At 34.2% G+C, this 14351-nt stretch carries 14 protein-coding genes and 2 pseudogenes; 14 read left to right on the top strand and 2 right to left on the bottom strand.

Features of this window, described 5'->3' with window-relative positions:
* The first annotated feature begins 232 nt into the window (after positions 1 to 232).
* The 5 genes from sigI to ACX9TM_RS17300 all read left to right on the top strand — a co-directional run bounded on the left by sigI (position 233) and on the right by ACX9TM_RS17300 (position 6610).
* Positions 233 to 955, top strand: coding sequence for an RNA polymerase sigma factor SigI (gene sigI / locus ACX9TM_RS17320; RefSeq protein WP_002082432.1), 723 nt, complete (start codon positions 233 to 235; stop codon positions 953 to 955).
* A complete protein-coding gene (locus ACX9TM_RS17315) occupies positions 945 to 2282 on the top strand; it encodes an anti-sigma factor domain-containing protein (RefSeq protein WP_072770222.1) in 1338 nt (445 codons plus the stop codon). Before sigI ends, ACX9TM_RS17315 begins: the two co-directional genes overlap by 11 nt.
* A 204-nt stretch (positions 2283 to 2486) precedes the next feature.
* Entirely contained in the window at positions 2487 to 5834 is a 3348-nt protein-coding gene (locus ACX9TM_RS17310) for a trifunctional glycoside hydrolase family 18/polysaccharide deacetylase/glycosyltransferase family 2 protein (RefSeq protein ID WP_065382116.1), read from the top strand.
* 250 nt (positions 5835 to 6084) lie between these two features.
* A complete protein-coding gene (locus ACX9TM_RS17305) occupies positions 6085 to 6360 on the top strand; it encodes an ArsR/SmtB family transcription factor (RefSeq protein WP_000660066.1) in 276 nt (91 codons plus the stop codon).
* Positions 6361 to 6454: 94 nt separating this feature from the next.
* Positions 6455 to 6610 carry a hypothetical protein gene (locus tag ACX9TM_RS17300; protein WP_001121202.1) on the top strand — a complete coding sequence of 52 codons (156 nt, stop codon included), beginning with the start codon at positions 6455 to 6457 and terminating at the stop codon, positions 6608 to 6610.
* Positions 6611 to 6803: 193 nt separating this feature from the next.
* Here ACX9TM_RS17300 and ACX9TM_RS17295 read toward each other — a convergent pair whose 3' ends face one another.
* A complete protein-coding gene (locus ACX9TM_RS17295; protein ID WP_001072981.1) occupies positions 6804 to 7127 on the bottom strand; it encodes a winged helix-turn-helix transcriptional regulator in 324 nt (107 codons plus the stop codon).
* Between the two features lie 124 nt (positions 7128 to 7251).
* Between ACX9TM_RS17295 and ACX9TM_RS17290 the strand changes: the two genes are divergently transcribed.
* The 4 genes and pseudogenes from ACX9TM_RS17290 (at position 7252) to ACX9TM_RS17275 (ending at position 10605) form a co-directional block, all read left to right on the top strand.
* On the top strand, positions 7252 to 7785 hold the full coding sequence (locus ACX9TM_RS17290; protein ID WP_063220861.1) for an NAD(P)H-dependent oxidoreductase: 534 nt from the start codon (positions 7252 to 7254) through the stop codon (positions 7783 to 7785).
* Positions 7786 to 7928: 143 nt separating this feature from the next.
* Positions 7929 to 9422 (top strand): class I adenylate-forming enzyme family protein, encoded by a 1494-nt coding sequence (locus ACX9TM_RS17285; protein ID WP_002195674.1) that lies wholly within the window; start codon positions 7929 to 7931, stop codon positions 9420 to 9422.
* 144 nt (positions 9423 to 9566) lie between these two features.
* Positions 9567 to 9659 (top strand): annotated as a pseudogene (locus ACX9TM_RS17280) (GNAT family N-acetyltransferase); the annotation flags it as partial.
* Between the two features lie 46 nt (positions 9660 to 9705).
* Complete coding sequence (locus tag ACX9TM_RS17275) at positions 9706 to 10605, top strand: PhzF family phenazine biosynthesis isomerase (RefSeq protein WP_048535858.1); 900 nt, start codon at positions 9706 to 9708, stop codon at positions 10603 to 10605.
* A 32-nt stretch (positions 10606 to 10637) separates the two neighbouring features.
* On the opposite strand, the gene ACX9TM_RS17270 is transcribed toward ACX9TM_RS17275, so the two are convergent.
* Positions 10638 to 10847, bottom strand: coding sequence for a hypothetical protein (locus ACX9TM_RS17270; RefSeq protein WP_000801653.1), 210 nt, complete (start codon positions 10845 to 10847; stop codon positions 10638 to 10640).
* 83 nt (positions 10848 to 10930) lie between these two features.
* Between ACX9TM_RS17270 and ACX9TM_RS17265 the strand changes: the two genes are divergently transcribed.
* The 5 genes and pseudogenes from ACX9TM_RS17265 (at position 10931) to ACX9TM_RS17245 (ending at position 14309) form a co-directional block, all read left to right on the top strand.
* Positions 10931 to 11680 (top strand): Nif3-like dinuclear metal center hexameric protein, encoded by a 750-nt coding sequence (locus ACX9TM_RS17265; protein WP_001022442.1) that lies wholly within the window; start codon positions 10931 to 10933, stop codon positions 11678 to 11680.
* 187 nt (positions 11681 to 11867) lie between these two features.
* The gene (locus ACX9TM_RS17260) at positions 11868 to 12716 is read left to right on the top strand and encodes an aminoglycoside phosphotransferase family protein (RefSeq protein WP_063220862.1); all 849 of its coding nucleotides are present in this window, start codon (positions 11868 to 11870) and stop codon (positions 12714 to 12716) included.
* A 41-nt stretch (positions 12717 to 12757) separates the two neighbouring features.
* A pseudogene (locus ACX9TM_RS17255) lies at positions 12758 to 12874 on the top strand (DUF7010 family protein); the annotation flags it as partial.
* A gap of 25 nt (positions 12875 to 12899) precedes the next feature.
* Entirely contained in the window at positions 12900 to 13727 is an 828-nt protein-coding gene (locus ACX9TM_RS17250; protein WP_011110268.1) for an MBL fold metallo-hydrolase, read from the top strand.
* A gap of 15 nt (positions 13728 to 13742) precedes the next feature.
* Entirely contained in the window at positions 13743 to 14309 is a 567-nt protein-coding gene (locus ACX9TM_RS17245; RefSeq protein ID WP_063220853.1) for an SGNH/GDSL hydrolase family protein, read from the top strand.
* Positions 14310 to 14351: the final 42 nt, after the last annotated feature.

Below are 14351 nucleotides of genomic sequence, written 5' to 3'. Positions count from 1 at the left end.
AAAATAGAAAAAGAATAAGCAAAACGAACGGTAGAAAATAAGAAAGTAGATAAAAATACAAACCTAACTGTAGTGCCGAGAGAAAAGGAAAAATCATTAAGAAAACGTTAGACTCTAAAAATATAACTAACAGCAAGAAAACAAGACCGAAGAAAAGTACCAAGAAAATCTGGTTAAATGGTCACTTGTGTAGTGGCCATTTTGCTATTTGAAGGAGGCTGGGAGATTACAAGTGTTGAGTTTAGTAATGAAGATCTTAAGAAAACCGAAAATAGAAGATATCGTATGTAACATACAAAACAACGAAGAAGATAAAGAAGCGTTTATCGTACAGTATCAGCCTTTTATTAGAAAATCAATCTCATCTGTCTGCCGCCGATATATTACAGAACAGGATGATGAATATAGCATTGGATTGTTTGCATTTAACGAAGCAATTGAACAGTATTCCTATACAAAAGGAAAATCCTTTTTAGCGTTTGCTGATCTTCTTATAAAAAGAGATGTAATTGACTATATACGTAAGGAGTCTAAACATAACTTTGTCTTTTTAAAAGAAGATGAGCAAGAGGAAATGTTAGAAATGCAAGTGTCGCTTACGGAGTATATGAAAGAGATGGAAAATAGTAACCGTAAGGAGGAAATTCTTCATTTTCAAAGTGTGCTAGCTGAGTTTAAAATCACATTCTCAGAGCTTGCTAAAGAATCTCCTAAGCATCGTGATACGCGTGAGCACTTAATAGAAATTGTAAAAATTATTATAAAAGAAGAGGAAATGATGGAAGAGCTGTTCCGAAAGAAAAAGTTACCGCTTAAACATATTGAACCGCGTGTTAGGGTAAGTCGTAAAACGTTGGAACGACATAGAAAATACATTATTGCAATGTGTATTATTTTTGCAAACAACTATACATATATTCTGGATTACATAAGAGGGGAAAAGCATGATGAATAAAGGAATTGTGATGGATATAAAAAAGCATAGCGTAGTTGTTTTAACACCAAATGGAGAGTTTATTACGTGTAAAAGAAAAGGGGATTCTTGCATGATCGGGGAGGAAATCTCATTTGATGAGCAAGAACAAAAAGCATCGCATTTTTCGATCCCTTCCTTTTTAAAACCTGCATCAATACTTGTTGCTTGTTTTCTATTTGCAGTGCTGTTTTTCTACAACCAACCAGAAGAAAAAGTATTTGCTTACGTCTCAGTTGATATAAATCCAAGTTTAGAGGTGAGCGTAACGAAGGATTTTCGTGTTATAGATTTACAGGCTTGTAATGATGATGGAAGGCGTATTTTAAAAGAATTGAAGCAATGGGAAAATAAACAATTACAAGAAGTAATACGTACTATTATAAAGCAAAGTCAAGAGGATAAGTATTTAACGAATGATAAGCAAGTTATGCTAACAGCAGTTGCAAAGGACAAGGCGCTAGAACCACAGTTAGAAAAGGCAATGAAAGAATTGAAGAAAGAATATGAGTTAAAACATATTACAGTTGAATATCAAAGTAGCACGATGCAAGTACGAGAGAATGCTAGAAAAGCTGGAATTGGCACAGGTGTCTATATAAAGCAAGAGAATGAGAAAAACAAATCGCTTACTCCTCCTGCCACGCCGCCTAATCCGGTGGAAAATGAAGAAGAGGTGCAATCACAGCCGGAGTCATCTCCTGATGCATCAATGGATTTATCTCCTGTAAAAGAAAAAAAATATGAAAAGCAAGAGCAGAAAGAACAAAAGAAAACAGAGGGACAGCCATCGAAGCAAATAAAAGAAAACAATGGAAGAGGATCTCAGCAAGAAAATAGAGGGAATCAACAGGAGAATAACAGTAGAGAATCTCAACAAGGAAATAATGGGAATCAGCAAGGGAACAACGGAAGAGAATCACAACAAGGAAATAATGGAAATGGGCAAGGGAACAACGGAAGAGGATCACAACAAGGGAATAATGGAAATGGGCAAGGGAACAACGGAAGAGGATCACAACAAGGGAATAATGGAAATGGTCAAGGGAACAACGGAAGAGGATCTCAACAGGGAAATAACGGAAACGGACAAGGGAACAATGGAAGAGGGTCTCAACAAGAAAATAATGGGAATCAGCAAGGGAACAATGGAAGAGATCCTCAACAAGGAAATAATGGGAATCAGCAAGGGAACAATGGAAGAGGATCCCAGAAAGAAAATGACGGAAACGAGCAAGGGAACAACGGTAGGGGGTCTCAACAAGAAAATAGAGGCCACCAGCAAGGGAATGAAAAGAAGAATCAATAGAATATGGAAGTGAGAGATTCATTTCAAAGCTAAAAGGATTTCTCTCGCTATTGTGGGCAGTAAAACTCCCATCTCAAAATTTGGCTGGAGCAAAGAAGTTAGGTGGGAGTTGGGCTGCTTGTAAATGCCCAATTGGTGAGGGCAGATTAGAGTTGCACTTTATTATTTTATAGTTCTATTAAGAAGGAGTATGTGAAAAATATAATGGAGAAAAACATTCAACAAGAGAAAGATAAAGAAAAACCTGTTTTTTATGATCCGAAAGGAAGGAGAAACATAGCCTTTATTTCGTTTCTATGTATCTCAATAGTTAGTGTAGGTGTTGTATTTTATTTTTTCTTTCAAAGTATTTTTTCAACACCAGAAATTCCAAATATGAATACCGCTGTACAACAAGATACTAAACTTGTACCAATTAATCAAAAACTTAGTGATCAGCAGCTAAAGAAGGAAGAATTTAACCCAAATACCGAAACGAAGGATAATAAAAATTTGGTGAATCCGCCGAAGGATAGTAAACAACCTAAAGAAGTGTATGGTTTTTATGTAAATTGGGATGAAAATAGTACCGCTTCTTTAAAAGAAAATATCGATTCCTTAACTACGTTAGTACCAGAGTGGTATCATTTAAAAGCAGATTTAACGATTAGAAGTGAGATCAAACCTGAGATAGTAAAGTTGGCAGAAAAAAATCAAGTGAAGATTATGCCTTTGCTTACTAACTATACTGAGGAAGCTTCTGGTCCTGATAGTGGGCTAATTCATAAGTTACTGAATTCCTCAAATGATGTAAAGACAAAGTTTATTAATGATTTAGTAAGCCAAGTTAAAAAGAATCATTTTTCAGGAATTAATATTGACTTTGAGGCCGTACCTGAAAGTGACAGAGAAAACTTAACAAATTTTATGAAAGAACTTACTACGGAATTTCATCAACATGATTTGCTCGTTACACAAGATGTTCCAGCTAATGATAAGGCTTTTGATTATAGTGCGTTAGCAAAAATAATAGATCGAATGATTGTAATGATGTACGATGAGCACTATGGAGCCGGGGAACCAGGACCAATTGCTTCAAATAAATGGTTCCAACATACATTAAAAGAACTGAATATTCCGTCTAATAAGCTTATAGTTGCTTTCGGTAACTATGGATATGATTGGCAAGTAAATAGTAAAGAAGCTGCGAAGTCTTTAACTTTCTCAGAAGTTATGGCAATGGCTCATGATTCAAATATGAAAATTCAATGGGATAAAATGAGTGGAAACCCTTATTTTAGGTATAAAACAGAAGGGAAAGAACATACTGCTTGGTTCTTAGACGGTGTAACTCTTTATAATCAAGTGAAAATCGCAATGGACAATAATGCAAAGGGATTTGCGTTATGGAGACTAGGAGCAGAAGACCCTACAATATGGAAAGTTTTAAAAAATCCGATTGAGGCACAAAAAAATCCTAATGTATTACATAAAATCAATAGTTTAGATGAAGTAAATTATTCTGGACAAGGTGAAATTTTACAGATTGAGAATGAAAGAAAAAATGGATTGAGAGATTTTAAAGTAGGCAAAGATGGTTACCTTACAGATGAAGTATATCAATCCTTACCATCTGCATATGAAGTGCAACGATATGGAAAACCAAATGGGAAACAAGTAGTATTAACATTTGATGATGGACCAGACCCGAAATATACGCCAGAAATTTTAGATATATTAAAAGAGAATCAAATAAAAGCTGCTTTTTTTGTACTTGGTGAAAACGCACAACTAAATACTAGTATTGTAAAAAGAATATACGATGAAGGGCATGAAATTGGCAATCATACTTTCAAGCATCCTAACATAGCTGATACGTCTTTACTACGAACGAAAGTAGAACTTAATACGACGCAACGTTTAATTCAGGAAGTAACTGGACATTCTACGGTTTTATTTAGACCGCCATATGAAGCGGATGCTAACCCGGATTCATCAAATGAAATATTGCCTATTTTACGTGCACAAAATATGAACTATACAATGGTAGCGGAAAAAGTTGATCCCGAAGACTGGGCAACACCATCAACAAATGAATTAGTAAAGCGTGCTCTTAATCCCATTTATAAGGGAGAGGGAAATATTATTCTTCTCCATGATGCGGGAGGGAATCGTACACATACAGTAGAGGCGCTCCCAATCATTATTAAAGACCTAAAAAAGCATGGATATAGTTTTGTAACAATTTCAGATTTAATGAATAAAGAACGAGATGAAATTATGCCTCCTGTTTCTTCTGAGGGGAAGCAATATTTACTTTACAATAAAGCTGTCTTTTCAGGAGCGGGATACTTTAAGCATATATTAACTACTATTTTTTATATTGCTATTGGATTAGGGATTTTTCGATTTTTATTCTTAATTTATTTTGCATGGAAGCAGAAAAGAAAAACGTTATCTCGCTATATTAATTCGTCTTATCAACCTTTTGTTAGTGTTGTCATAGCGGCATATAATGAAGAAAAGGTGATAGCCAAGACGATTCACTCAATTTTGAATAGTAATTATAGAGAATTTGAAGTTATTGTTGTGGATGACGGATCGACAGATGGTACGTCAAAAGTAATGAAAGAAACATTTTATAAACACCCTAAAGTTCGTTTCATTCAGAAAGAAAATGGCGGGAAATCATCGGCAATGAACCTAGGGTTTCAACAATCGCGAGGAGAAATCATTGTCACTTTAGATGCGGATACTATTATTGCGCAAGACGCTATTTCTTTAATGATTAGACACTTTGAAGATCAGAATGTAGCTGCAGTTTCAGGTAATGTCAAAGTGGGGAATAGACGGAATTTGTTAACTACTTGGCAACATGTTGAGTATATTACAGGGTTTAATTTAGAACGTAGAGCTTTTGATGAGTTAAATTGTATTACAGTCGTTCCAGGAGCTATTGGGGCGTGGCGCAAGAAGAATGTAGTTGAATCTGGATATTTAAGCGAAGATACATTAGCAGAAGATACGGATCTTACTATTACATTTTTACGTCAAGGGCATAGAATTGTATATGAAGAAAAAGCGCATGCTTTTACGGAATCACCTGAGGATGTGAAAAGTCTCATTAAACAGCGATATCGTTGGTCATATGGTACACTTCAATGTCTTTGGAAACATCGAAAAGCGTTGTGTAATTCTAAACATAAAACATTAGGGTTTATTGCACTGCCTAACATGTGGTTATTCCAATATGTTCTGCAATTCATTGCTCCTTTTGCAGATATATTAATGATTATAGGACTATTTAGTAGTAATCCGCTAAAAGTTTTAGGATTTTATCTTGTATTCTTTTTAATGGATCTTCTCGCTTCTCTATTTGCATTTAAATTAGAGGAAGAGAATCCGAAACCATTAGTATGGTTAATTTTACAACGTTTTATTTATCGTCAATTTATGACTTATGTTGTCATTAAATCTATATTCTCATCGCTTCGAGGAGTAGCGGTAGGGTGGAATAAACTAAAGAGACTGGGGAGTGTTAAACATTCCACGGAACATAAGGAGGCATCATAAAAGAGCGGACTATCTGCTCTTTTTTTCATTAGTTTTAGTTAGTTGAATGTAGAGTTGTAGCATAAAAACTGCTCCTTCTATAACGAGATTCCTATTCATTATGAATAGTGAGACAGTATGTTAAGCTAATCCTTTAGTTTCGGATTAAAGTTTTTTTATATTTTTTTAAAATGACGGACACAAAAACGCATATACCTTCGAATTATATATATGGATAACATAAATATGTATATAAAAGGGGAGAAATAAGATGAAAGAAAAAAAAGAAATGTTTCAAGAAATCGCTGAGGTGTTAAAGGTATTGGCGCATCCAGTTCGTCTATCTTTAGTAAAAATAATGCTTGCAAAAGGTCCTACTAATGTAACAACAATGTATGGGGATTTACAAATGCCTCAAAGTACAATTAGTCAACATTTATCTAAACTAAAAGCTGCTAAAATGGTTACAGGTACTCGGAAAGGATTAGAAATTTATTATGAGGTAACTGACAATCGCACAAAATCAATATTAGCATGTTTAGTTTAAATAATGACTTCTATTTCAAAATAAAAAACGCTATTCTTTTCTATGATTTTACAGAGAGAATAGCGTTTTTTATTTTTAAGGAGTATCTTTTTATATGCCTATAGAATGGAGTGAAAGGTTTATGGGTTTAAATGTACCTACTATTACCTTAGGTTCTAATGCGTCTAATAATGAAAAAATTCTCGGTTTAGGGGTACTTCTTTATAGCTTACGTACAATTGAGATTAGAAAAAGTAGAGCGAGCGTTTAATGAGGCGGAAGTAGTGTTTATATGCGAAACTGTATAGAAATCTCATTTTTCTAATTGTATCTTTTTAGATTGATGGATGTGGCGTCACGTCCATCAATCTAAGAAAACAAGTTAGCTAAAAAACAATGAAAATAAACTTTATAAAAACAAAAAATATGAACGTAGAGGATGAAACAAAGCATATAGTGCTTTTTTAGTCATGTAATCTTTTAATTTGATGATCTTTTCCCCATTCAAACAGATTATCCATTATTTGCATTAAAGATTTTCCGTATTCACTTAGTGTGTACTCAACCTTTGGTGGTACTTCTTGATATACGGTACGATAGATAATCCCATCAGCTTCAAGTTGCCGAAGTTGTTGTGTAAGAACCTTTTGTGTAATGTTTGGGATTTCTCGTTTAATTTCATTTGTTCGCATTTTTCCATCCGACAAAATACATAAAATATGAACTTTCCATTTTCCACCGATTACATCGAGTGTTGTTGCAATTGGGCAATTATCATTTTGATTCATATAACACCTCCAAAGGTACTTCAAGGTTCCTATAGTACCTGAAAGTACGTACTTTTCAATTATATGTAACTCATTCATACTAATACGTAAAGGATTGATTAATTTATAAAGGGGCTGGAAAATGATGAGAACACTTGTAATTGTAGCACACCCTCATATTGAAAAATCAAAAATTAATAAAAGATGGATAGAAGAACTTGAGAAACATTCAGATGAAATTACGGTGCATGAATTATATAAGGTGGCACCAAATTGGGAGTTTAATATTGAACAAGAGCAAAAGTTATTAGTAGAACATGACAGATATATATTTCAATTTCCGCTTTACTGGTACAGCACACCACCATTATTAAAAAAATGGTATGATGATGTATTAACATATGGATTTGCGTACGGATCACAAGGAGATAAAGTGAAGGGGAAAGAATTTGGTGTAGCTATTTCTATAGGTGGATTAGAAAAAGACTATGAAAATAGTGGGATTACAATGGATGAGTTGACGAAACCATTCCAAGCTACATGCCTATATACAGGTATGGAATTTATACCTTCCTTTTATTTATATGGTGCAGAATATAAACTAAGTGATGAAGAGATTGATAAAAGTGCACCTGAGTATGTGCAATATGTAATGAACAAGAAGTATTCTAATATATAATGAAAAATAGCCATTTACTTGTGAAGTAAATGGCTATTTTATATTCTTCTTATATTCACTAAGTGTAATCTTTAGTAAATTAATAATTAATCTGGTAAAATAAAAAACCTAACATATATAAAGGGGAGTTTTACTTGAGAACGATGCGACAATTATTACAAAAGAGAGCAATGCAGTCACCAAATTTGGAAGCGCTTGTAGGAGGGAAGAAAAGATATTCGTTTCAGCAATATAATGAACGAGTAAATCAGCTTGCACATTATTTGTTACATAATGGTGTGCAAAGAGGAGATCGTATAGGAATACTATGCAAAAATAATCACCCATTTCCAAGCGTTATGATGGCAAGTTTAAAAATTGGAGCGGTATTTATTCCGCTAAATCATCAGCTTACTGTATATGAATTAGAAACAATTGTAAAAGAAGCGAAATTAAAAGTGTTAGTTATTGATGAAGAATTTAGTGAAGTGTTATTAAATGTTGATGCTGTTAAAGAAATTCCTTATGTAATTCAAACGACAAAAGAAGGTTTTGGTTCATTTGAATTAGAGCTGCAAAAACAGCCAACGACAGAACCGAACGTAGAAGTTCATGAAGAAGACGACGCCATTTACTTATTTACTTCTGGAACGACTGGACAGGCGAAAGCATGTGTAATTGGACATAAAAACTTACATCACTATTTTGCTGAAATTGCGGGACAAAGAGAAATACCAGCAGGTGAACGCTTTTTATCTGTGCATCCATTGTTCCATATGAGTGGCGTGCTTTCTATTTTAAATTGTATTTATCATGGCGTTACGATGATTTTCTTAGCTGATTCGAATCCTGCTATTATTTGGGATAAGATTGAAGAAGAGAAAATTACTACGATGCTTGCGTTCCCTGCTGTTTATAGTTACATGCTTGATGAATTAAATAAAAAAGAACGTAATATTTCAACCTTTAAAGTAGCACAAAGCGGTGGTACAAAAGTGCCAGAAACACTCATTCAAAAATATATGGAAAAAGGAATATATATGGTGCAAGGTTATGGTAGTACAGAAGGTTGGGTTGTAACCTCATGGCATCCAATGATGGGAAAAGAAAAGATGTCTTCTGTAGGAAAGACCTTGAAAAATGTAGAGGTGAAAATTGTTCATCCGGAAACAGGACATGAACTAACAACAAATGAAGTTGGAGAGATTCATGTGAAAAGTCCATACATGTTTAAAGGGTATTGGAATAATGAAAAGGCGACAAAGAAGGTAGTAAAAGATAACTGGTTTAACATGGGCGATGCTGGCATGATAGATGATGATGGATTCCTGCATATTATGGGAAGATATAAAGACGTTATTATACGCGGTGGTGACAACGTATATCCAGATCAAGTAGAAGATGTTATTCATGAAATACAAGGTGTTTTAGAAGTTGCAGTAGTTGGAGTTCCAGATGACTTTTGGGGAGAGGTTCCAAGAGCTTACATTGTGAAGGATGGCGAAACAACATTAACAGAAGAAAGTATTATTCAGTATTGTAAGGAGAAGTTAGCAAGTTATAAAATACCAGAAGTAGTATTCATAGACGAGTTACCGAAAAACGCTTTAGGAAAAGTGTTGAAGAGGGAATTACGAGATGTAGTTCTTGTGAAATAGAAAATTATAAAACGATGGAGAACCCAGTTATGTATAAGACATGACTGGGTTTTTATGTATCAAAAACATAATGATTTACTAGATTTTGCATTTTGTGTAAGATAATAAAGAAAATTCAATTAATATTTTGAGGGATGAAATTAAATGAAGCTATCGTTATTAGAAGTAGAGACGGATAGACTCATTATCCGTCCATTTCAAAAAGCTGATTATGAAAGTTGGTTAGATCAATTTTCTTATTGATTATAAAAATAAAGAAATGGACAAATAAGGGGAAAAGAAAATGAAGACTATAAACGTATTTCATTATGACGCATTTACGAATAAGCCAAATAAGGGAAATCCAGCAGGTATTGTATTAGAAGCAGATGGATTAACGGAAGAGGAAATGCAAATTATTGCTGAAAAAGTTGGATATAACGAAACAACTTTTGTTCTTTCCTCAGAAGTAGGAGATATAAGAATGCGCTATTTTACACCTGGTTTTGAAATGGATTTATGTGGTCATGGGACAGTAGGGACGATATATGCCTTGCGCGAAAAAGGTTTATTAGAAGAGAAAAGTAACCTTACGATTGAAACGAAGGCAGGGATTTTACCGATACAAATAGGTGTAAATGAAAATGGAGAAACCTTTATTAAAATGAGGCAGACAGCACCTCAGTTTAAAGATTTTGCAGGTTCAAAAGAAGAATTAGCTCATAGTATTGGTTTAGAAGTAAATGATTTAGATGTAAGTTTACCGATAGTATATGGAAGTACAGGAAACTGGACTGTAATTGTGCCGATTAAAAATCTAGATGCGTGTGAGAGAATGAAACCTAATAATGCTGCATTTCCATCGGTATTAAAAGAAATACCTAATGCTTCTATTCACCCAATTTGTCTAGAAACTTATGATGAACTAGCACAAATGCATGGCCGTCATTTCTCGTCAGCTTATGCTGGGACGATTGAAGATCCAGTGACAGGAACAGCTTCAGGTGTAATGGGAGCGTATTATGCGGAGTATTTAGAGAAAGATTTTGAACATGAATTGGGTTTAATCGTTGAGCAAGGACAGGAAATAAATAAAGATGGCCGTGTAACTGTTTATGTAACGAAAGGGATAGAAAACGAAAAGTTACAAATAGATATTGCTGGAACAGCGGTGTATGTGAAAGAGTTTGAAGTTTTAATATAAAAAAGAAAGCCCGGCATACATCCGGACTTTCATTATCTGTTCAACACTTCAATATACGAAGCATCTCCAGTTGTTCTTAAAGCAGAGCGAAAATTGTTATTTTCTAGCGTTTTAGCGACTTGTTGTAATTGCTGTGCATCATCATGATGGATAAGTAAGCTGTCAGCACCGCTTTCTTCTATATGAATATGTTCGACGTTTCCAATGGCATCATGTACAGCTTTTAAAAATTCAGGTTTCATGGTGTCCTCCTATATGTATGTAACGTTTTTATTTAGTATTTCCTTATTTTTGAAATATAAAAGTAAATGAAAGGAGAAATAAAATGAATATAAAGCAGTTTAACGAACATATAACATCACTATTTGGAGAGCATCTTCATAAATACGGCGATGATGAATATGGTTTTACTCATATAAGTAAAGATGAATTTCACAAAATCGGTTACACAACAAATTTAACGTTAGAAACTATTGAAGAAGCGTATAGAAATGGAGTCGATATGATAGTTACACATCATGCGCCGTGGAGTTTTTTATTTGGTATGGAAGAGGCTTGTATTGAGAAATTGAAGCAATATGAAATGAATCATTTTTGGGTTCATTTGCCGTTAGATTTTGTAAAGTTTGGCACATGTACATCGTTATTTAACGGAATTGGGATAGATACAATACTGGAATATTCCACGTATGAGGAAGAAGAACTACCGGGAATAGGAGAATATAAAGAAGCGATTCCTTTTTCAAACTTAGTTGGAAAACTTGAAGAAAGAATGGAAGAGAAAGTGAAGAGCTGGAGAAATCACGATAAACCAGTAAAACGGATTGCGATTTTAACCGGTGCAGGAAACAATACAAATTTGATTGAACGTGCATTAGAAAAAGGGTGTGACACGTACATAACAGGTGAAAAAACATTATATACAGTGCAACATGCGAAATTTAAAGGGATTAATTTAATTGTAGGCAGTCATACGTTTACAGAAGTGTTTGGTGTAGAAAGTTTGGCTCATAAGTTAAAAGAAAGAGATAATTCAATAGAAATTACTAGATTAAATGAAGAACATTTGGAGTGAAGAAATTACATCGCATTACCATCAATGGAATGAACTATATGATGGAATATTGAAAGACGCAGTTGCAATGAGATAAAATTATCTTTTGTTATATTAAGATTTTTAGGAGGAATTCCCTTATGTTTGTCAAATAATAGTAAAGTTGTCTTTTGAATTAAGGGAATATTCGGAGTTAAAGGGTGAGAGAATGGATATTTCAATAATCACTGCACAACTAGTTAAGGAGAAAGTGATTTCACATTATCCAAATAGTGTAAAAGTGTTAAACGGGGGAACAACAAGTACTATATATTTGTTAGATGAACAATACGTTGTAAAGTTGAATGAATCGGATGTCATACGTGAAGAAGCTTATTTTCTTCAGTTTTATAAAAAGGATGAATTATTTCCAAAGCTTTTTTATAAGGAACCTTTAAATCGCTATATTGTTTACTCATTCCTTGAGGGCACAACTTTTTGCAAACTAGGCCATAAACGGAGCGTTCTTTGTAAACTTGTAAAGGAAGTTATCAATAAGTATGAAGTAGCTACAGAGATTGATGGCTGGGGATGGAAAGAAAACCTAGTTCAATCTTGGAATGAATTTTTAACGACAAATGTGATGGAAGCTCATGAAAATGTAAGACGTTACATAAGTGAGGAAGCGTATAGAACGGTTTTTAAGTTAGCAAATAGTCCAAGTAGGGGGACTGGAATAAATCAGCCATTTTTATTGCATGGTGATCTTGGATTTCATAATTTTATATTTCAAGAGAATAAACTGCACGGTGTAATTGATCCTTTACCAGTGTTAGGAGATCCTATATATGATTTAATTTATGCGTTCTGTTCAACTCCGGAAGATTTAACAAAAGAAACGATTGGTTATGCGATGAAACAATGTGTATTTCATAAAAATGACCGTGATTTATATGAAGAGATAGTCATAGGATTATATTTGCGTATAGATACATGTTTACGGCACCACCCGAAAGATTTAGAGGATTATTTAGAAGCTTGGCGTTATTGGATGGGTGAGGTTGAGGTGACTTTATAGTACAAATATTTTGGGGGAGATAGTGAGATGAATGTTGCAGAAGTGAAAAAGGATTTACTGTAATTCCATTATCGGTTACATTTATCTATTTACTTACTTTTATAAGTTTATTAATTGAAAATAAAAAAGCAGATCATTATCAACAAAAATCAGCTTAATAAAAATTTAGGGATAGGGGGAATTATGATGAAAAATTTCGTTTGTACAACGTGTGGCGTGCAGTATGCAGCGAGTGTAGAAGAACCGGTGAGTTGTCATATTTGTGATGAAGAAAGGCAGTATGTGAATCCGAAAGGGCAGTCTTGGACGACTTTAGAAAATTTGCAAACAGATGATACATATAAAAATGAAATAATAAAAGAGGAAAATGGACTTTATAGTATTACGACAAAACCAGGATTTGCGATCGGTCAAACGGCATTTGTAGTGAAAACAGAATCATATCGTTTACTGTGGGACTGTATTACGTATTTAGATGAAACGACAATTACGAAAATAAAAGAGCTTGGCGGATTAGATGCGATTGCATTGTCTCATCCTCATTATTATTCAACGCAAGTAGAATGGGCAGAGACATTTGATGTACCAATTTATATACACGAAGATGATAAAGAATGGGTGATGCGCCCAAGTAGTCGTATTATTTATTGGTCTGGTGAGTCTTTACAATTAGCGGATGGGATTACTGTACATCGTCTTGGAGGACATTTTAGTGGTGGTTCTGTCTTACATTGGGAAGAAGGTAATGACGGAAAAGGAATTTTGTTAACAGGTGATATTATTCAAGTTGTAGCAGATGAGCGGTGGGTAAGCTTTATGTACAGCTATCCAAACTTAATTCCACTACCAGCGAGAAAAGTGGAAGAAATGGTGAATCGAGTGAAGCCGTTACAGTTTAATCGTTTATACAACGCTTTTCATCGAGTAGTAAAAGAAAATGCAAATGAGGCAGTTGAACGTTCTGCTGAAAGATATATAAAAGCAATAGAAGGAAAGTTGTTTCATACGTAAAAGGAGAGTAGCTTAATGAAAACGTTAGTATGTTTTGGAGATAGTATTACAGCTGATGAAACGTTTTATGATGGAATGCCGAGATTAACACCACGTTTGCAAGAGATGTTTCCGAACTGGAAAGTAGTGAATGCAGGTGTTCCAGGTGATAATACATTCGATGCGTTAAATAGAATTGAAGAAGATGTAATATCATATAAACCAGATTTCGTAACAGTTTTTCTTGGTACGAATGATGCAGTTTCTTTTTCTCAAGTGTCATTACAAGCATATAACGAAAACTTAGAGAAGATTGTGAACCAAGTTTCATCAGATAAAGTACTACTGATTAGTCCTGCACCAGTTGATGAAGAAAGACAGCATAATAGAACAAATAGAGTGCTGAGTCAGTATGCAGACGTGGTAGAGGAAGTGGCAAAAGAAACAGGAAGCTATTTTCTAAATTTGTATGCTGAAATGATTCAAGAACTGAATTATAAAAGGTTTGTAGAAAATGATGAAAAAGATGGATTACACTTTGGTCCAGAAGGTTATGAGTATCTAGCGAAGTTAATTGGTGAAAAGTTAAAAGGGATTTTATAAAAAAAGCAAAGCGATATCGCTTTGCTTTTCATTGTTTTTAGT

The organism is Bacillus sp. LH1 (assembly GCF_057924895.1).
The sequence above is the reverse complement of the archived record's forward strand: the minus strand, read 5'-3'. Positions and strand labels throughout refer to the sequence as shown.